Source organism: Azospirillum sp. UENF 111221 (genome assembly GCF_058780625.1).
This window is the reverse complement of sequence record NZ_JBSNCH010000005.1, coordinates 2,362,145-2,379,932: the sequence shown is the minus strand read 5'-3', so window position 1 is coordinate 2,379,932 and position 17,788 is coordinate 2,362,145. Positions and strand designations below refer to the sequence as shown.

General features: G+C 69.0%; 19 protein-coding genes. 11 read left to right on the top strand and 8 right to left on the bottom strand.

Translation table 11 applies throughout. The features are described 5' to 3' along the window. Positions 1-113: 113 nt before the first annotated feature. The 5 genes from ACWPN3_RS26050 to ykgO form a co-directional block, all read right to left on the bottom strand. On the bottom strand, positions 114-614 hold the full coding sequence (locus tag ACWPN3_RS26050) for a heterodisulfide reductase-related iron-sulfur binding cluster (RefSeq protein WP_492261824.1): 501 nt from the start codon (positions 612-614) through the stop codon (positions 114-116). 14 nt (positions 615-628) lie between these two features. Beyond that, positions 629-1,363, bottom strand: a complete 735-nt coding sequence (locus ACWPN3_RS26045; RefSeq protein WP_492261823.1) for a heterodisulfide reductase-related iron-sulfur binding cluster — start codon at positions 1,361-1,363, stop codon at positions 629-631. A 93-nt stretch (positions 1,364-1,456) separates the two neighbouring features. Beyond that, complete coding sequence (gene glcE, locus ACWPN3_RS26040; protein WP_492240000.1) at positions 1,457-2,644, bottom strand: glycolate oxidase subunit GlcE; 1,188 nt, start codon at positions 2,642-2,644, stop codon at positions 1,457-1,459. 16 nt (positions 2,645-2,660) lie between these two features. Further along, positions 2,661-4,148, bottom strand: coding sequence for an FAD-linked oxidase C-terminal domain-containing protein (locus tag ACWPN3_RS26035; RefSeq protein ID WP_492239999.1), 1,488 nt, complete (start codon positions 4,146-4,148; stop codon positions 2,661-2,663). A gap of 234 nt (positions 4,149-4,382) precedes the next feature. Further along, positions 4,383-4,508 (bottom strand): type B 50S ribosomal protein L36, encoded by a 126-nt coding sequence (gene ykgO, locus ACWPN3_RS26030; RefSeq protein WP_012973122.1) that lies wholly within the window; start codon positions 4,506-4,508, stop codon positions 4,383-4,385. 664 nt (positions 4,509-5,172) lie between these two features. On the opposite strand from ykgO, the gene ACWPN3_RS26025 reads away from it, so the two are divergent. Further along, positions 5,173-6,141, top strand: a complete 969-nt coding sequence (locus tag ACWPN3_RS26025; protein WP_109453081.1) for a tripartite tricarboxylate transporter substrate binding protein — start codon at positions 5,173-5,175, stop codon at positions 6,139-6,141. Between the two features lie 95 nt (positions 6,142-6,236). Here ACWPN3_RS26025 and ACWPN3_RS26020 read toward each other — a convergent pair whose 3' ends face one another. Next, positions 6,237-7,256 (bottom strand): tripartite tricarboxylate transporter substrate binding protein, encoded by a 1,020-nt coding sequence (locus ACWPN3_RS26020; protein ID WP_492261822.1) that lies wholly within the window; start codon positions 7,254-7,256, stop codon positions 6,237-6,239. A gap of 403 nt (positions 7,257-7,659) precedes the next feature. On the opposite strand from ACWPN3_RS26020, the gene ACWPN3_RS26015 reads away from it, so the two are divergent. The 9 genes from ACWPN3_RS26015 (at position 7,660) to tyrS (ending at position 15,713) form a co-directional block, all read left to right on the top strand. Next, positions 7,660-8,328: a 4-carboxy-4-hydroxy-2-oxoadipate aldolase/oxaloacetate decarboxylase gene (locus ACWPN3_RS26015; RefSeq protein WP_109449924.1), complete on the top strand. Its 669-nt coding sequence runs from the start codon at positions 7,660-7,662 to the stop codon at positions 8,326-8,328. A 39-nt stretch (positions 8,329-8,367) separates the two neighbouring features. Next, positions 8,368-9,321 carry a hydroxyacid dehydrogenase gene (locus ACWPN3_RS26010; RefSeq protein WP_492239997.1) on the top strand — a complete coding sequence of 318 codons (954 nt, stop codon included), beginning with the start codon at positions 8,368-8,370 and terminating at the stop codon, positions 9,319-9,321. A 127-nt stretch (positions 9,322-9,448) separates the two neighbouring features. Beyond that, complete coding sequence (locus ACWPN3_RS26005; protein WP_492239996.1) at positions 9,449-10,162, top strand: response regulator transcription factor; 714 nt, start codon at positions 9,449-9,451, stop codon at positions 10,160-10,162. After that, positions 10,159-11,616, top strand: a complete 1,458-nt coding sequence (locus ACWPN3_RS26000) for a sensor histidine kinase (RefSeq protein WP_492239995.1) — start codon at positions 10,159-10,161, stop codon at positions 11,614-11,616. Before ACWPN3_RS26005 ends, ACWPN3_RS26000 begins: the two co-directional genes overlap by 4 nt. Positions 11,617-11,691: 75 nt before the next feature. Next, positions 11,692-11,913 (top strand): hypothetical protein, encoded by a 222-nt coding sequence (locus ACWPN3_RS25995; RefSeq protein WP_109449915.1) that lies wholly within the window; start codon positions 11,692-11,694, stop codon positions 11,911-11,913. Positions 11,914-11,930: 17 nt separating this feature from the next. Then, positions 11,931-12,494, top strand: a complete 564-nt coding sequence (locus tag ACWPN3_RS25990; RefSeq protein ID WP_492239994.1) for a cytochrome b — start codon at positions 11,931-11,933, stop codon at positions 12,492-12,494. A 162-nt stretch (positions 12,495-12,656) separates the two neighbouring features. Further along, positions 12,657-13,472, top strand: a complete 816-nt coding sequence (gene radC, locus ACWPN3_RS25985; protein ID WP_247873178.1) for a RadC family protein — start codon at positions 12,657-12,659, stop codon at positions 13,470-13,472. Between the two features lie 117 nt (positions 13,473-13,589). Further along, complete coding sequence (locus ACWPN3_RS25980; protein ID WP_098740568.1) at positions 13,590-14,249, top strand: YcbK family protein; 660 nt, start codon at positions 13,590-13,592, stop codon at positions 14,247-14,249. Between the two features lie 216 nt (positions 14,250-14,465). After that, positions 14,466-15,713 carry a tyrosine--tRNA ligase gene (gene tyrS / locus ACWPN3_RS25975; protein ID WP_492239993.1) on the top strand — a complete coding sequence of 416 codons (1,248 nt, stop codon included), beginning with the start codon at positions 14,466-14,468 and terminating at the stop codon, positions 15,711-15,713. 18 nt (positions 15,714-15,731) lie between these two features. Here the strand turns inward: tyrS and ACWPN3_RS25970 are convergent, their stop codons facing one another. Beyond that, positions 15,732-16,682 carry an MBL fold metallo-hydrolase gene (locus ACWPN3_RS25970; protein ID WP_492239992.1) on the bottom strand — a complete coding sequence of 317 codons (951 nt, stop codon included), beginning with the start codon at positions 16,680-16,682 and terminating at the stop codon, positions 15,732-15,734. A gap of 192 nt (positions 16,683-16,874) precedes the next feature. On the opposite strand from ACWPN3_RS25970, the gene ACWPN3_RS25965 reads away from it, so the two are divergent. After that, on the top strand, positions 16,875-17,366 hold the full coding sequence (locus ACWPN3_RS25965) for a lytic transglycosylase domain-containing protein (RefSeq protein ID WP_199237678.1): 492 nt from the start codon (positions 16,875-16,877) through the stop codon (positions 17,364-17,366). 21 nt (positions 17,367-17,387) lie between these two features. On the opposite strand, the gene ACWPN3_RS25960 is transcribed toward ACWPN3_RS25965, so the two are convergent. Further along, a complete protein-coding gene (locus ACWPN3_RS25960) occupies positions 17,388-17,780 on the bottom strand; it encodes a hypothetical protein (RefSeq protein ID WP_492239991.1) in 393 nt (130 codons plus the stop codon). Positions 17,781-17,788 lie beyond the last annotated feature (8 nt).

The following is a 17,788-nucleotide window of genomic DNA, read 5'->3' as shown; positions in this document are numbered from 1 at the left end:
CGGGCGGATTTTCTGACACAGTTGGACGCAGATAAACACAGAATTGTGGGGGTACGAAACCCCCCGGTTCCGCCCACGCTGTCGTGCACGCCCTCTTCTCCCCGCCCCGATGGTCAGGCCGCCCGCACCCCACCCTGCCGGAAGGCCGGGCGTCCGGCCAGCGCATCCGGCATCGGGCCGCCGGTCGCCCAGTCCAGCAGTTCCACCGTATGGACCACCGGCAGTCCCGTCCCGCCGGCAATCTGGGCGATGCAGCCGAGATTCCCGGCCGCCACCGCCTGGGGCTGGGTGCTCTCGATGGCCGCGACCTTGCGGGTGCGCAGCTCTCCCGCCAGTTCCGGCTGCAGCATGTTGTAGGTGCCGGCCGATCCGCAGCAGAGATGCGCGTCGGGGATCTCCTTCACCAGGAATCCGGCGGCGCGCAGCAGGGCGCGCGGCGGCTCCTTGATGCGCTGGCCGTGCTGCATGGAGCAGGCGGAGTGGTAGGCGATGACCTGCCCGGTCTCCACCACCGGCCGGGCCAGCCCGATCTCGTCCATCAGCTCGGTGACATCCTTGGCGAGACCGGCCACCCGTGCCGCCTTGGCGGCATAGGCCGCATCCTCGCGGAACATGTGGCCGTAATCCTTCACGCTGGTGCCGCAGCCCGATGCATTGATGACGATGGCGTCGAGTCCCCGCTCTCGATCTCTTTCGTCCAGGCGTCGATGGTCTTCTTCGCGGCGGCGTGGGCGAGATCCTCCTTGCCCATATGGTGCGTCAAGGCGCCGCAGCAGTCGGCACCCTTCGACACCACCACCTCGACCCCGTGGCGGGTCAGCAGACGGATGGTCGCCTCGTTGATCTGTGGGGCAAGCACCTGCTGGGCACAGCCGATCAGCAGGGCGACACGCTTCTTCCGCGGTCCTTCCGCCGGATGGACGCCGGGCCGGTCGCTGTAGCTCGGCACCGGGACGCTGGACGGGGTAAGCGCCAGCATAGCGGACAGCCGCTTGGGCAGCATCGCGCGGAAGGGCCTGCCCAAGGAGGCGCCGAGCAGCGCCATGCGGAACAGCCGCGGGTTGGGCAGAACCCGCGCGATCAGGTCGCGCACCGCCCGGTCGGCCGGCGGGCGGCTGTGGGTGGCCTCGATATGGGCGCGGGCGTGATCGACCAGATGCATGTAATGGACGCCCGACGGGCAGGTCGTCATGCAGGACAGGCAGGACAGGCAGCGGTCGATGTGCTTGACCGTGGTTTCGGGCGGCGGGCCGCCCTTCTCCAGCATGTCCTTGATCTGGTAGATGCGGCCGCGCGGGCTGTCCAGCTCGTCCCCCAGGATGGTGTAGGTCGGGCAGGTCGCGGTGCAGAAGCCGCAATGCACGCATTTGCGCAGGATCTGCTCCGAGTTCGCGGATCGCGGCGTCGGCCAGCTGGGCCAGCGAGAAGTTGGTTTGCATCGAGATCGGTCTTCCCGTTACAGACCCGCATACATGCGGCCGGGGTTGAGGATGCCCTTGGGGTCGAAGCTCTCCTTGACCCGGCGGCTGAGCGCCATCAGCGGCTCGGGCAAGGGCTGGAACACGTCCGTCGCCGCGCGCACCGACTCGGGCGCCCGCACCAGCGTGGCATGGCCGCCGGCGGAGAGCGCACCACGGATCGCGGCACCTGAGTCGGGCGGTGCCGCCAGCCAGACCAGCCCGCCGCCCCAGTCGTAGAAGACCTCGACGTCGCGCGTCCGGCGGATGGCTTCGACTGTGGCGGGGCCGGCCGACGGGGGAACCGAGAATTTCCAGAGATGGGCGTCGCCACCCTCCCCCAAGCAGGCTTCCAGCCCCGCCCCGTCCCGCACCTCGCGCCAGACCGCCAGCGACTCGTCGCGACCCAGCACGGCATCGGCCCGCAGTTCCTCGCGCAGCATGGCGACGCGCGCGGCGACCGACGGGCCGAACCCCTCCAACCGCACCAGCGTCACCGCCCCGCCCGCCCCCGACACCGCGGCCACGCCCGACCGCGCGGCGATCCCCGCCGGCAGATGGGCGGCGCCCGACACCTCGTAGGGGCTGCGCAGCGCGCGGTCGAGCATCGCCACCGCCGCCGCATCGTCCAGCCCGGACAGCAGCAGCGTCGCGCTGTCCTCGGGCGCCGGCAGCACCTTCACCGTGATCTCGGTCAGCGCGGTCAGGGTGCCGAACGACCCCGCCATCAGCTTGGGCACGTCATAGCCGGTGACGTTCTTCACCACCTTGCCGCCGCCCTTGTAGGCCTCGGCCCGGCCGCTGACACCGGCAATGCCCAGCGTGTGGTCGCGGGCGGATCCCGCCGATATGCGGCGCGGCCCGGCCAGCCCGCTGGCGACCAGCCCGCCGAGCGTCCCTCCTTCGGGGGGCTCGAAGGCCAGATGCTGGCCGCGGTCCGCCAACATGGAGCGGATCAGGTCCATCGGCGTGCCGGCAAGCGCGGTCAGCACCAGTTCCTCCGGCTCGTAGGCGATGACGCCGGACAGGCCCGACAGGTCGAGCGCGTGGCCGGCCTGCACCGGGCGCCCCAGCCCGCGACGGCTGCCGCTGCCGAGAATCTCCAGCGGCTCATTGGCCGACAGCGCCCAGCGCACCGCGTCGGTCACCTGTGCTGTGGTTTCCGGCTTCAAGGTGGTGATGGTCATGGCTGACAGCGGCCCCTCAGAAGCGCGGGATGTCGGGGAAGCGCAGCTCCCCCTGGTGGACATGCAGCCGGCCAAGCTCGGCGCAGCGGTGCAGCGTGGGGAAGACCTTGCCGGGGTTCAGCAGCCCGTCGGGGTCGAAGGCGCATTTCAGCCGCTGCTGCTGCTGGAGGTCGGCCTCGTCGAACTGGTCGGTCATCAGGTCGCGCTTCTCGACGCCGACGCCATGCTCGCCGGTCAGCACGCCGCCGACCTCGACGCACAGGCGCAGGATGCTGTTGCCGAACTCCTCCGCCGCCTCCAGCTCGCCCGGCTTGTTGGCATCGTAGAGGATCAGCGGATGCAAGTTGCCGTCGCCGGCATGGAAGACGTTGGCGACGCGCAGGCCGCAGCGGTCCGACATCTCCTGCATCCGTTGCAGCACCAGCGGCAGCGCCTTGCGCGGGATGGTGCCGTCCATGCAGTAGTAATCGGGGCTGATGCGCCCCACCGCCGGGAAGGCGGCCTTGCGCCCGGCCCAGAAGGCCAGCCGCTCCTCCTCGCTCTTCGACACGCGGGCGTAGCAGGCGCCCTTGTCCCGCGCGATCGCCTCGACCCGGTCGATCAGATGGTCGACTTCCGCCGCCGGGCCGTCCAGTTCGACGATCAGCAGCGCCTCGACGTCCAGCGGATAGCCGGCATGGACGAAGGCCTCCGCCGCATGGATGGCCGGGCGGTCCATCATCTCCATGCCGCCGGGGATGATGCCGGCGGCGATGATCGCCGCCACGCAGTCGCCGCCCTGCTCGCTGCTGGGAAAGCCGAGCAGCACCGCGCGAGCGGTCGCCGGCTTCTTCAATATGCGCACCGTGACCTCGGTCACCACGCCGAGCAGCCCCTCCGACCCGGTGACGATGCCCATCAGGTCGTAGCCGCCGGCGTCCAGATGCTTGCCGCCCAGCCGCAGGATGGTGCCGTCCATCAGCACCATCTCCAGCCCCAGCACATTGTTGGTGGTCAGCCCGTATTTCAGGCAGTGCACGCCGCCGGAATTCTCGGCGATGTTGCCGCCGATGGTGCAGGCGATCTGGCTGGACGGGTCGGGGGCGTAATAGAAGCCCTCATGCGCGACGGCGTTGGAGATGCCGAGGTTGGTCACCCCCGGCTGCACGGTGGCACACCGATTCGCATAGTCGATGTCGAGGATGCGCTTGAACTTGCCCATGCCGAGCAGCACGCCGTCGGCCAGCGGCAGGGCGCCGCCCGACAGCGAGGTGCCGGCGCCGCGCGGCACCACCTTCACCCCCATCGCCTTGCAGGCTTTGAGGACCTGCGAAACCTGCTCCACCGTGCTGGGCAGCACGGCGACCATCGGCAGCTGGCGGTAGGCGGTCAGACCGTCGCACTCGTAGGCGCGCAGCTCGTTCTCGTCGACGATCACGCCTTCGCCGGGAACGATGGCGCGCAACGCCTCCACGATCTCCCGGCGGCGGGCGATCACCCCGCTGTCCGGCACCGGCATCTTCATGGCGGGCGGTCCTTATCCCGTTGCGGCGAACTCGTCCGCCACACGTACCATCCGCCGCAACCGTAAGACAAGACGATGCCGCTCCCGCCCCATCCGGCCGGAAGCATCCTGCGGAAAGCGCAGGCCACAAAACGCAAGAGCCGCACCCGAAGGCGCGGCTCTTGCGTAAACACCCGATGACGGGAAGCTGGGCGCGATGCCCGGCCTCGCAGTCGATCGACCCTTGCGGATCGATCAGCCCTGGCGGGCCTTGAAACGGGGGTTCTGCTTGTTGATGACGTAGACGCGGCCCTTGCGGCGGATCACGCGGCAGGCCTTATGGCGCGTCTTCATCGACTTCAGGGAGTTGACGATTTTCATGATGCTGTTCCTGAACGCTCGGCGGCTCGATTGAAGGCGCGCACCATAGTGCGGTGCCCACCGACTGTCAACGCTCGGGAACGCTCCGAAAAGCACCTCCCTGCCGCTCAGCCTTTGCCGCCCCATCCACCCCGCCGGAACGACAGATGCGGGAGGACGGATGGGCATAGGATATTTATGGGACATAATGCTGATACCATCTCTCCAATAAAGAGAAATCCATGGGACGGTCCAGCAAACTGTATGGAAGATATACAACTTCGCGTTAGACGGCGCCGATGGGCGGCGGGCCGGAGATGACTGTCCGCCCACGATTCTCGACTTTGCCCTCCCCAAAAAAATCCAACAAAAACTGCCACACAATCGAGCCGATACACAGTATTTACTTATGACACCCTGATAGCTTCATCAATCCTTCGCAATATTCTGCGGTGTATTGACGCGACGATCCGAAATCGTATGCTGCGGAGTTGAAGGGCTGTTCTTGCTGATGTAGGAACATCCTCAGATATTCAGCGGCATCCGGACCGCCATCGCGCATGATTACAGCCGATCCCGTCGGAAAGGTTGTCGATTCGTGCCGGATCGGCCCGGACTCCGTCCCGTTCCGCGCATGGCACGCCGCATGCGGTCGCCTGCGCAGCGCATCATCGATGGGGGGATCATGAAGTTCTGGAAAGCTCTCTCTCTGGCAGCCGCGGCCGGCGCGCTGTTCATGTCGGCCACGAACGCCGAGGCGGCCTATCCGGAGAAGCCGGTCACGATGATCGTGGCCTTCGGCGCCGGCGGCGGCACCGATCTGCTGATTCGCGCCCTGGCACCCTTCCTGGAAAAGCAGCTGGGTGAGGGCAGCCGGGTCGAGGTGGTGAACAAGCCCGGTGCCGGCGGCGAGATCGGCTTTGCCGCCATCGCCGACGCCGCCCCCGACGGCTACACCATCGGCGCCATCAACTCGCCGAACGTCAACGCCATCCCGATCGAGCGCCAGGCCCGCTATTCGCTGGACCGCCTCGACCCGCTCTACAATCTGGTCGACGATCCCAGCTCCTTCGCGGTCAACACCGAAGGTCAGTTCAAGACGCTGACCGACGTCGTCACCTTCGCCAAGGCCAACCCGAACGGTGTGACGGTCGGCACCACCGGCATCGGCTCCGACGACCATCTGGCGATGCTGGTGTTCCAGCGCCAGGCCGGCGTGACCTTCACCCATGTGCCCTTCCAGGGCTCCGCCGCCAACGAGGCGGCGCTGGCCAACAAGAAGATCATGCTGAGCGCCGTGAACATCGGCGAGGCGATGCAGTACAAGCAGAAGGACCCGATCGCCGTCCTGGGCGTGATGGCCGAGAAGAAGGTGGAGCAGGCCCCCGGCGTCGGCACCTTCAAGGAGCAGGGCTTCAACGCGCTGATGTCGTCGCTGCGCGGCATCGCGGCGCCGAAGGGTCTGCCGCCGGAGGTGCGGACCAAGCTGGTCGACGCGCTGGGCAAGGCCGCCAACGATCCGGGCTTCCAGGCCAAGGCGAAGGAGCTGTACCAGCCGATCCGCCTGCTGGCGCCGGACCAGTACGCCGCCGAACTGGCCGAGTCGACCAAGGAGCTGCGCGAGCTGTGGGCCACCAACCCGTGGCTGAAGTAAGAGCCCCCGCAGGGTTCGGACGATAAGGAAAGGGCGCCGGCTTGCACCGGCGCCCTTTATCGTTTTGAAAAACTCACGATCCCTTCGTCAGCCCCTCACTTCAGCCAGGGCGTCTCCTTCCAGATGGTGCGGAAGGTCGCCTCCTGGGTCTTCAGCTCCGCCGCATACTGGTCGGAGGGCAGCAGGCGCAGCGGCTGGTAGGCCTTGCGGGCGATGTCCTGGAACTCCGGATGCTGGACCGCCTTGGCGATGGCGTCGACCAGCCGGGTCCGCACCTCCGGCGGAAGGCCCATCGGGGCGGCGAGGCCGCGCAGCGACGACATCTTCACATCGAAGCCGAGTTCCTTGAAGGTCGGCACGTCGGTGGCCTGCTCCGACCGCTTTTCGGTCATCACGCCCAGGATGCGGATCGGGTCGCCTTCACGGGCCCGCGCCGATTCGCCGATGTTCATCGAAGTGACCTGGATATGCCGGCCCAGCAGGGCGCGGTGGGCGTCGGCGCTGCCCGGGAAAGGCACATGGGTCAGCTGGGTCTGGGTCAGGCGCTGGAACATCAGCATCGCCAGATGGTCGTCGGAGCCGATGCCGGTGGTGCCGACCGTCACATTGTTGGGGTTGGCCTTGGCGAAGGCGGCGACGTCGGCCAGCGTCTGGAACGGGCTGTCCTTGTGGACGACGAAGGAGCCGGGATCGTCGACCAGATTGTAGAGCGGGTCGAGCCGGTCGAGCGAGAAGCGCGCATGCCGCTCGATGGGGATCGTCACGACGTTGGGCGAGTTGATGAGGCCGATGGTGTAGCCGTCGGGGGTGGCGTCGGCGATGGCAGCGAAGCCGATCTCGCCGCCCGCACCCGGACGGTTCATCACGATCACCCGGGCGCTGCCGCCCAGCTCCTTCTCGATGAAGGGGGCGAGCGACCGGACGATGAAATCGGACCCGCCGCCAGCGGCATAGCCGACGATCAGGCTGATCGGCTTCTCCGGATAGGCGGCCAGGGCAGCACCCGGCGCCGCCAGCGCGATGACCGCCGCCAGCCCGGCGGCGGCCCCAGTGGCGACAATCCCGGCGGCCGCCGACAGCCGCCCCAGCCCGCGCGACAGGAACCCGTGCGACAAGGCGCCAAACCGGCCGATTCCAGCCGCGGCGGCGGGTCCTGTCGATCCATCCTGAACGGTGGAATGCGCCTTCATATCCATACATCGCCTCCTTCGGTTCGCATCCGCGCCACGGCCGGGACCACGATCCAGCGTTGTACCCGGAACCGCCCCGGGAACCGCCGATCCTGCGGATGCGGCATCTTCCAATTGCTTTTTATCGATCATCAGACACCGTTCTGGCGCCTTCTTGCGGCACGACCCATCGTAGAGGCGATTTTCCAGCAATCAACCTCCGTTTCGATGTTCTCAGTTACAGCAAAATATTCTAATACTTGTCTATCCGTCGTGATTCACCCGTCATAAGGATCGTCCGGGGCACGCCGCACCGGATGCCGTTCATTCGCGAAAGGCTGTTCCCGGCATGACCGTTCACAAGGATTTCGCCCGTCCCGACGCCGTGACGCTGGAGGCGCTGCGTGCCCAGGCCCCCGCCACCCTGCACGAGGCCATGGGCAAGAAGGGCGCCATGGGCTACCCGATCAAGCCGCTGTTCCCCGGCATGCGGCTGTGCGGTCCGGCGCTGACCGTGTCCTGCGGGCCGACCGACAACCTGATGATCCACATCGCGGTGGCGCTGGCCAAGCCCGGCGACGTGCTGGTGGTGGATTTCAAGGGCATGACCGATGCCGGCCCCTGGGGCGACATCCTGACCGCGTCGGCCATCGCCCGCGGTCTGGGCGGGCTGGTGATCGACGGCTGCGTGCGCGACGCCACCGCCATCCGCGACATGGGCTTCCCGGTCTTCTGCCGCGGCACCAACATGAAGGGCACCAACAAAACCGACGCCAAGGGCGACGTCAACACGACGGTCGTGGTCGGCGGCGTGATGGTCTCGCCGGGCGACATCGTGGTCGCCGACGACGACGGCGTGGTGGTGGTGCCGCAGGATCTGGCTGCCGACACGCTTGCGAAGGCCGCCGCCCGCGAGGCCGCGGAAGAGGCCTACCGCCACAAGCTGGAAGCCGGCGAGACGACCATCGAGCTTCTGAACCTGAAGCCCTATCTCGACGCCGCCAACATCGCGCTCTGACCCGCCCGCCGACCGCCCCCTCCAGCGAAGTCCCCCGCCATGCCCGACATCATCATTTCCGAATTCATGCAGCCCAGCGCCGTGGACGAGCTGCGCCGCGACTTCGACGTCCATTACGACGAGACCCTTTATAAGCGCCTGGACGAGCTGTATGCGATGGGCCGCGACGCCCGCGCCATCTGCATCCGCAACGAGACGGAGATCCGCGGCGCCTTCTTCGACGCCTTCCCCAACCTGAAGGCGGTGGGCCGGCTGGGCGTCGGGCTGGACAACATCGACGTGCCGGCCTGCCAGCAGCGCGGCATCGCCGTCCTGCCGGCCACCGGCGCCAACGAGGTGTCGGTGGCGGAGCTGGCGATCGCCGGCCTGATGATGCTGGTGCGCGGCACCACCTATTTCGCGACGCCGGACGTGGCCGCCGGCAAATGGCCGCGCGGCCGGCTGATCGGGCGTGAGGTGTCGGGCAAGATTCTGGGCATCGTCGGTTTCGGCCGCATCGGCCGCCATGTCGCCCGCCGTGCCCAGGGGCTGGACATGACGGTGATCGCCGCCGACCCGCATGTGCCGGCCGACGATCCGGTCTGGGCCCGCATGGGCGTGGAGAAGGTGTCGTTCGACCGCATCTGGGACAGTGCCGACGCGCTGTCGCTCCACCTGCCCTACACGCCCGACACCCACAATCTGGTGAGTGCCGAGGTGATCGCCCGGCTGAAGCCCGGCACCATCCTGGTCAACGTCGCCCGCGGCGGCATCGTCGACGAGGCCGCACTGGCGGCGGCGCTGACGAGCGGCCATCTCGGCGGCGCCCTGCTCGACGTCTATGCGACGGAGCCGCTGCCGGCCGACAACCCGTTCCAGGGCGTGCCGAACCTGATCCTGACCCCGCACATCGGCGCCACCACCGACGAGGCGCGCGTCCGCACCGGCCATATGATCGCCGACAATGTCCGCGCCGTGCTGACCGGAACCATCCCGGACACCGCCATCGTCTGAGTGCGACGGCAAGGGGCCTTCCTCCGCCGGCATGCCGGGGAAGGCCCTTTTTGTTGCCCGGCTTGCAGCCGCGCGGCAAAAGGCGGAGAGTCGCGGCCACCCGCCCACCGGTTCCGGGAATTTCCCTTTGCGGCTGCTGCTGATCGAAGACAACCGCCGGCTGGCCGCCCTGACCGCCGAAGGGCTGGGCAAGGCCGGCTTCGCCGTCGACCTCGTCCACAGTGCGGAGGATGCGTCGGCCGCCCTGGCCGTCACCGGCTTCGATGCCGTGCTGCTCGATCTCGGACTGCCCGATGCCGACGGGCTGACGCTGCTGTCGGCCCTGCGCGCCCGCGCCGACGCCACCCCGGTGCTGATCCTGACCGCCCGCGATTGCGTGGACGACCGGGTCAGGGGGTTGAATCTGGGGGCCGACGATTATCTGGTGAAGCCCTTCGCGCTGGAGGAGCTGGTCGCCCGCATCCGCGCCCTGCTGCGCCGGCCGGGGGCGGCGCTGGGCATGGTGCTGCAACAGGGGAACCTCGCCTTCGATTCGGCGGCCCGGCTGGCCAGCGTCGCCGGCAGGCCGCTGGACCTCAGCCGGCGCGAGCTGGACGCGCTGGAACTGCTGCTGCGCCGCGCCGGCCGGGTGGTGTCGAAGGCGGCGCTGGAGAACGGCCTCTACGGCTTCGGCGAGGAGGTCGGGTCGAATGCGGTCGAGGTGCTGATCCACCGGCTGCGCAAGCGGCTGCTTGCCGCGGGCGCCACCGCCGGCGTCCAGACCCTGCGCGGCATCGGCTACATCCTGACCGAAGTGCCTGCGGAGAAGGGGGCGGAGGCCGGCACGGAGAGCGGGCAATGAGCGGCGGCGCGGACAAAGGGCGCCCGCCGTCGCTGCTGGCCTCCATTGCACGCTGGCTGGTGCTGGTCACGCTGCTGGCGGTCGCCACCACGGCGCTGCTGCTCTATGTCGAGTTCAAGGGCACCCACGACCGGATGCGCCAGCGCACCCTGTCCGGCGTCGCCCGCGTGATCGAGAAGGCGGTGCGCGGCCCCGACGGCACGCTGAACACCACTTTGTCCGAGCCGGTCCAGGCGATGCTGCGGGTGAATGCCGCCTCCTTCGCCCTGGTCGATGGCGGGGGCCGGCTGCTGCTCGGCTCCAGCGGTGTCGACGGTCCGCTCGACCCTGGCGCGACCGAACGGCCGCGCAGCGTCTTCCGCGTGCCGGCGCAGAACGGCGAGCCGCCGCTCTACGGCCTCAGCCACCGCATCGAGGTCGGCGGCCGGGCCTATTGGATCCAGGTGGCCTCCGGCGAGGAGGAGCTGCACATCGAATGGCTGCTAGAGGAGTTCGTCGAGCATTTCGGCTGGATCTGGCTGCCCTTCGCCCTGGTGCTGATCATCGTCAATCTGGTCATCATCCACCGCGGCCTGCGCCCGCTGCGCCGCGCCTCGGCCCGTGCTGCCGAGATCGGACCGGACAGCGTGTCGGAACGGCTGCCGGAGCAGGGCATGCCGCGCGAGGTGCTGCCGCTTGTCCGCGCCGTCAACCAGGCGCTCGACCGGCTGGAGGCCGGTTACGAGGCGCAGCGCGGCTTCATCGCCGACGCCGCGCACGAGCTGCGCACGCCGCTGGCGGTGCTGGACGCCCATCTGGCGCTGATCGGCGCCGCGGGCGCCCCGATTCGCGAGGATGTCGCCGGCATGGCGCGGCTGGTCGACCAGCTGCTCGATCTGGCGCGGCTGGACGCCCTGCGCATCGCCCCCGACGAGTCGGTCGATCTGTCCCGGCTTGCGGTGGAGGCCGCCGCCCATCTCGCCCCGCTGGCGCTCGGCAAGGGCCGCCTGATCGAGGTGATCGGCGACGAGCGGGCGCTGCCGGTGCGTGGCGCACATGACCCGCTGTTCCGCGCCCTGCGCAATCTGGTGGAGAACGCCGTCTGCCATGCCCCGGCCGGCAGCACGGTCAGCCTGGAGCTGGCGCAGTCCGCCGACGGCGGGCCGCTGCTGCGGGTGATCGACCGCGGCCCCGGCATCCCGCCGGACCAGCGGACCCGCGTGTTCGAGCGCTTCTGGCAGGGCGGGCGCGACAGCCGCCACGGCGCCGGAACGCATGTTGACGGAACAGGCGGGGCCGGGCTGGGCCTGTCCATCGTCGCGCGCACCATGCAGGCGCATGGCGGCGGCATCGCGGTCGAGGACACCCCCGGCGGCGGCGCCACCTTCACCCTGCATTTCCCGCCCATGCCGCGGCGAAGCGACGCAGCCCGTCCGATTCCGGCTGCCGCGGGTGTGCCGCAAGCCCCCCTGTGAGCCCGCCGTAAGCCCCCTGTAAGCTTGGCGGTCTAGACCGGTGGGGACTTTCCGCCCCTGCCAGGAAGACCGCCGATGCTGTCCGCCACCTCCCCGACCGCCCTGCCGACGATGCCGTCACCGCTCCAGAGCCGCCCGTCCGCGACCGCGACGGCCACGGCCGGGATCGACAGCGACGGCGACCGCGACAACGACACCCGCGAGAGCGCCAGCGCCCAGTCCACCGAGCAGCGCAGCGCCACCCCCAGCCTGCCGGCGGACCCCAACCGCGGCCGCACGCTCAACATCACCGCCTGAACGGAGGCGCGTTCCAGATGCCCACCACCTACAGCACCACCCAGAAAACCCTGCACTGGCTGATCGCCCTGCTGATCGTCGGCCTCTATCTGCTGACCTTCGGCGAGGATTTCTACGAGCGCGGGCACCCCATGCGGGCCACGATCTGGTGGCTGCACATCTCCTTCGGCCTGGGCCTGCTCGGGCTGGTGCTGTCGCGGATCGTGCTGCGCCTGACCCGCGGCACCCCCGCCCTGCCGCCGGAGATGACGCCGGCCGAACGCGGCGCCTCGCAACTCGTCCATTTCGGCCTCTACGCCCTGATGCTGGCGATCCCGCTGGTGGGCGTGGTGCTGACCTGGCTGCGCGGCGACACGCTGACCTTCTTCGGCCTGTTCACCATCCCCTCCCCCGTCGAGGCCGACCGCACGCTTGGCCGCTCGGTGAAGGAGATCCACGAGCTTGGCGCCAACCTGATCCTTGCCCTTGCCGCCCTGCATGCGGCAGCGGCGCTGTGGCACCATTTCGTCCGCCGCGACGGCGTGCTGGCCCGCATGCTGCCGGGCCGCCATGGACGCAGCCAGCCCGGCCTCGCCGACTGATCCCGCGGCCGTCTTTCTCCACCCATGCGAGCGCCGCCCCTGTGCGCTCGCGCATCCAGACGCTATAGTCTTTGCCATACATATGCATGGCGATGGGCGATGGCAGAACGCAAGACGACAGGACGCGGCCGGAAGACCGGACGTGCGGCAGGCGGAGCGGAAATGGACGATGCCGGCCAAGGCGCCGGCCTCCTGCCCTTCCCCGACCTGCTGGCCTCGACCGCCGGCTCCACCCCCGATCCCGCCCCCGATGCCGCTGGCGACGCCGACGATGAGGCCGCCGCCGAGGATCCCCATTATCTCGACCATCGCGAACGGCTGCGCCGCCGCTTCCTCGACCGCGGCCCGGACGCGCTGGAGGATTACGAGCTGCTGGAGATGGTGCTGTTCGCCGCCAGCCCGCGGCGCAATGTGAGGCCGCTGGCCAAGCTGCTGATCCGGACCTTCGGCGACCTGTGGGGGGTGGTCAACGCCCCACCGGAACGGCTGCGCGGCCTGAAGGCGGACGGCGTGTCGCTCGGCACCGACAATGCCGTCGCCACCGTTCGCATCGTCGGGGCGGCGGCCCTGCGCGCCTTGCAGCAGCGGGTGATCGACCGGCCGGTGCTGGCCTCCTGGCAGGCGCTGATCGACTATTGCGCCGCCGCCATGGCGCATGAGCCGACCGAGCAGTTCCGCCTGCTGTTCCTCGACCGCAAGAACAAGCTGATCGCCGACGAGGTGCAGCAGCGCGGCACCATCGACCACACCCCGGTCTACCCGCGCGAGGTGGTGAAGCGCGCGCTGGAGCTGTCGGCCGCCGCCGTGATCCTGGTGCACAACCACCCCTCCGGCGACCCCACCCCCAGCCGCGCCGACATTGAGATGACCAAGGAGATCGTCCGCGCCGCCAACGCCGTGGGGCTTGTCGTGCACGACCATCTGGTGATCGGCAAGGGCGGCCGGCACACCAGCTTCAAGGCGCAGCGCCTGCTGTAACCCGCTCCTCATCCCCTGCTTGCCATGCAGCCGCGCCATGCGCCGCCACTTTGCATTTGCGAATCGGTCGCCATTTTGTTGACCTGACGCTGCCCCGCCGAAAGATCGACCGACCGCATGTCCTCCTCGCCCCTCTCCCTGAAGCGCCGCAGCCTGCTGATCGGCTGCGGAGCCCTGGTGCTGATGTCCGACCGCGCGATGGCCGCCCCCGCCGCCCCGCGCCGCCTGACCCTGACCAACCAGCACACCGGCGAGACCTTCGACGGCCCCTACCGCGACGCCGACGGCCCGCTGCCCGACGCGATGGCCGACCTCGGCAAATTCCTGCGCGACCACCGCGCCAACAAGGAGGGGCCGGTCGACGTCGGCACGCTCGACTTCCTGGCCGATATCCTGGAGGCGGTGGGCCAGTCCAAGGCGACCATCCTGTCGGCCTTCCGCACGCCGGAAACCAACGCCATGCTGGCCGCCCGCAGCCTGGGCGTGGCGGAGCACAGCCAGCACCTGCTGGGCCGCGCGCTGGACGTCACCCTGCCGTCGCGCCTGCCCGATGCGCACCGCAGCGCGCTCGACCTGAAGCGCGGCGGGGTGGGCTGGTATCCGCGCTCCCACTTCCTGCACATCGACACCGGCCCGTTGCGCAGTTGGGAGATGTTCGGCCAGAACCTGGACGGTCTGTTCGCCCCCGGCGCCCGCAGCACCCGCCTGCGCACGGTGTCGCAACGCATGCAGCTGCACCGGGCCATCGCCCGCCGCCAGATGCTTGGACGGAAGTGATCGTCCAAGGCTGGATTTTTCCCTCATGCCGGTGTAGGGAGTGCGCCATGACCGACCGCATCGCCCTCACTGCCCCGATGTATTATCCGCCGCTCACATAGCGCGGCGTCGATCGGTCATACCCGAAACCATGCCGTCGCAAGTCCGGCGGCCATGGTTCTCTCCCCATACAGAGACAGTCTCCGGACGGCCCGGCCAACCGTAGAGACGTCTTCGATGCCGACCCAGTCCAATGCTGCCGAGTTCCTGCGCATCCTGCGCGAGCGCGGCTTCCTCCATCACTGCAGCGATCCGGCCGACGACCTGTCGGGCCTCGCCGCCGCGGCGCCGGGCGGGGCGCTGACCGCCTATGTCGGCTACGACGCCACGGCGGCCAGCCTGCATGTCGGGCATCTGCTGTCGATCATGGCGCTGCGCTGGCTTCAGCGCACCGGCAACCGCCCCATCGTGCTGATCGGCGGCGGCACCACCCGGATCGGCGATCCCAGCTTCCGCGACACCAGCCGCCCGATGCTGGACGAGGCGCAGATCGCCGCGAACGCCGCCGGCCTGCGCAGCGTCTTCGGCCAGTACCTGACCTTCGGGGACGGCCCGGCGGACGCCGTCATGGTCGACAATGCCGACTGGCTGGACGGGCTGGACTACGTCCCCTTCCTGCGCGACGTCGGCCGCCATTTCACCATCAACCGCATGCTGAGCTTCGAGTCGGTGCGCCAGCGGATGGAGCGCGAGCAGCCGCTGACCTTCCTGGAGTTCAACTACATGATCCTCCAGGCCTATGATTTCCTGGAGCTGTCGCGCCGCCACGGCTGCCTGTTGCAGATGGGCGGGTCCGACCAGTGGGGCAACATCGTCAACGGCATCGAGTTGGCCCGCCGGGTCGAGCGGCGCGAGCTGTTCGGTCTGACCACGCCGTTGCTGACCACGGCGTCGGGCACCAAGATGGGCAAGACCGCCGGCGGTGCGGTGTGGCTGAACGCCGACGCGCTGAGGCCCTTCGATTTCTGGCAGTTCTGGCGCAACACCGAGGACGCCGATGTCGGCCGTTTCCTGCGCCTGTTCACCGAACTGCCGCTCGACGAGATCGCCCGGCTGGAGCGGCTGGGGGGTGCTGAGATCAACGAGGCGAAGATCGTCCTGGCGACCGAGGCGACCCGCCTATGCCATGGCGCCGTGGAGGCGGAACGGGCGGCGTCGGCGGCCGGCAGCCCCTTCGCCCCCAATGGCGACGGACTGCCGGAAGTCATCCTGCGGCTTGCCGAGGGGACCGGCGGCGTGCCGCTGGTCGATGCGCTGGTGGCGGCCGGCCTGTCGGCCTCCAAGGGGGCGGCGCGCCGCCTGATCCGCGAGGGCGGCGCCCGGCGGGACGGCCGGCCGGTGACCGACGAGGCGGCGACGCTGACCGCGCCGGCCGTGCTGTCGGCCGGCCGCAAGCGTCATGTCCGCCTGATCGTCACCGCGTGAGGATAGGTAAAGGTGGCGTCAGCCCTCCAGCTGGCGCCACATCTCCATGTCGCGCTCGGCGGTCCAGATGCGCGGATCGACATGGCCGGTCGCCTCGTCATAGGCGCGGGTGACGTTGAACGGCATGCAATGGTCGAAGATCACCCAGTGGCTGAATTTCGGCTTCAGCGCGGCGTAGGTGTCCTTGTAGATGGCGCGGAGGTCCTTGCCGGCCGCGACCCCCTGCTTGACCAGCTCGAACAGGTCGCTGGTGAAGGCGCGGGTGCCGCGCAGCCCCTCCTGCACCTGTTCCGCCGTGGTCAGGGCGGCACCGCGGCCGGGCACCAGCTTCTCCGGCTTCAGCGCGGCGAGGGCGTCGAGCGTCGCCGGCCAGTCGGTGAAATAGGCGTCGCCGCAATAGGGCGTGGCGCCATATTCGACGAGGTCGCCCGAGAACAGGATCTTCTGCTGCGGCAGCCACACCACCGTGTCGCCCTTGCTGTGGCCACGGCCGAGTTGCAGCAACTGCACCTCCAGCGAACCCAGCCACATCGTCATGTGGCCACGGAAGGTGATGGTCGGCCAGGTCAGGCCGGGGACGGACTCGACGGCGCGGAACAGGCGGGGGAAGCGGCCGATCTCGCTCGCCATGTCGGCCTCGCCGCGCTCGACGATCAGGTCGCGGGTGTCCTCGCTGGCGATGATCTGCTCCGGCGCATAGCCCGAGGCGCCCAGCACGCGCACCGCATGGTAATGCGACAGCACGACATGGCGGATCGGCTTGTCGGTGACCTCGCGGATGCGGCGGATGACATCCTGCGCCATCACCGGCGTCGCCTGGGTGTCGATCACCATCACCGCATCGTCGCCGATGACGATGCCGGTGTTGGGATCGCCCTCCGCCGTGTAGGCATAGGCGTTGTCCGACAGCTTGTCGAAACTGACGGTCTTCTCGTCCAGGTCGGCGTGCGAAGCGAAGTTCTTGGACATCCGTTTTCTCCACAGGCGCGGCCGATACCCCCAACCCTCCAGGGACGCACGGCCGTCATTGATCGGTTGGGCAAACCATATCGTTTCACTTGAAACCATGCAATGCGTTTGAATTAACCGGTTGTTAGCGGGCGCCGCCGCCTTCTCATGCATGCGTCTGGTCGCGGGGGGAGGCATCGGGTGAGACGGTGGGTGCGTTTCGATATTGCCGCACTGCTGGCATCCGCGCTGCTGGTTGCCGCAACCCCGGCCCTGGCCGACCGCGCGCCGAAGGGCATCGCCGCCGTCCCGCCGCACTGCCTGGACATGGCGGCGGTGGAATGGCAGGTGCCGGCCGATGCGCTGCGGCTGATCCTGGCGGTGGAACAGGGCACGCCCGGCGCCTGCTCGGCCAACAGCAACGGCACCAAGGATTGCGGGCCGGGGCAGATCAACAGCATCTGGTTCCCGGTGATCGCCGCCGGCCGCGTCCCGCCGGAGGTGGTGCAGCAGGCGCTGACCTTCGACCCCTGCTACAACATCCGGGTCACCGCCTGGATCCTGCGGCGGGAGATCGACGCCGTCGGCTGGGAGAATTTCTGGACCGCCGTCGGCAACTATCACAGCCGCACGCCGGAGTTCCACGCCCGCTACCTGCGGCGCGTCATCGAAGCCGCGAAGTCACTGTCCAGCCAGCCCAAATAAGCCCAGACCAAGCAAACCCAGCTAAAGCGCCTTGCGCGTCAGCTCCACCTGCATGCCGACCTTCCCACCTTGGCCGCCGGGACCGCAGGACAGCCCCATGCAGAAATAGGACAGCGTCATGTCCGGGCAGAAGGCCAGCAGGCCCGACGCATCGGTCAGCGAGGTCCGTTGGTCGACCGCGTCCGGCAGCGTGACGCGCAAGCCCTCCGGCGTCATCGTCAGTTCCCCGCCCATCCGGCGGGCCGCCCCCAGGCAGATGCCGTCCGACCGGCTGCCGCCCTCGGCCACCGCCTCGCCCAGCAGATAGCTGCGGATATGCAAAGCCGCTCCGACCCCGGCGAACAGGACGCCGCAGACCGACAGGGCGATGCAGGCGGTGCGGGCCGATCCGGGGGCGAAGAGGGGGCCGGTCATGGCGGTGG

Bases quoted from the DNA above. Each gene is read 5' to 3' on its own strand.
- ACWPN3_RS25995 (WP_109449915.1), top strand. From the start codon at position 11,692: ATGCTGTCCGCCACCTCCCCGACCGCCCTGCCGACGATGCCGTCACCG.
- ACWPN3_RS26050 (WP_492261824.1), bottom strand. From the start codon at position 614: ATGTTCCGCGAGGATGCGGCCTATGCCGCCAAGGCGGCACGGGTGGCC.
- ACWPN3_RS25980 (WP_098740568.1), top strand. From the start codon at position 13,590: ATGTCCTCCTCGCCCCTCTCCCTGAAGCGCCGCAGCCTGCTGATCGGC.
- ykgO (WP_012973122.1), bottom strand. From the start codon at position 4,508: ATGAAAATCGTCAACTCCCTGAAGTCGATGAAGACGCGCCATAAGGCC.
- ACWPN3_RS26035 (WP_492239999.1), bottom strand. From the start codon at position 4,148: ATGAAGATGCCGGTGCCGGACAGCGGGGTGATCGCCCGCCGCCGGGAG.
- ACWPN3_RS25960 (WP_492239991.1), bottom strand. From the start codon at position 17,780: ATGACCGGCCCCCTCTTCGCCCCCGGATCGGCCCGCACCGCCTGCATC.
- glcE (WP_492240000.1), bottom strand. From the start codon at position 2,644: ATGACCATCACCACCTTGAAGCCGGAAACCACAGCACAGGTGACCGAC.
- radC (WP_247873178.1), top strand. From the start codon at position 12,657: ATGGACGATGCCGGCCAAGGCGCCGGCCTCCTGCCCTTCCCCGACCTG.
- ACWPN3_RS25990 (WP_492239994.1), top strand. From the start codon at position 11,931: ATGCCCACCACCTACAGCACCACCCAGAAAACCCTGCACTGGCTGATC.
- ACWPN3_RS26000 (WP_492239995.1), top strand. From the start codon at position 10,159: ATGAGCGGCGGCGCGGACAAAGGGCGCCCGCCGTCGCTGCTGGCCTCC.
- ACWPN3_RS25970 (WP_492239992.1), bottom strand. From the start codon at position 16,682: ATGTCCAAGAACTTCGCTTCGCACGCCGACCTGGACGAGAAGACCGTC.
- ACWPN3_RS26025 (WP_109453081.1), top strand. From the start codon at position 5,173: ATGAAGTTCTGGAAAGCTCTCTCTCTGGCAGCCGCGGCCGGCGCGCTG.
- tyrS (WP_492239993.1), top strand. From the start codon at position 14,466: ATGCCGACCCAGTCCAATGCTGCCGAGTTCCTGCGCATCCTGCGCGAG.
- ACWPN3_RS26015 (WP_109449924.1), top strand. From the start codon at position 7,660: ATGACCGTTCACAAGGATTTCGCCCGTCCCGACGCCGTGACGCTGGAG.
- ACWPN3_RS26010 (WP_492239997.1), top strand. From the start codon at position 8,368: ATGCCCGACATCATCATTTCCGAATTCATGCAGCCCAGCGCCGTGGAC.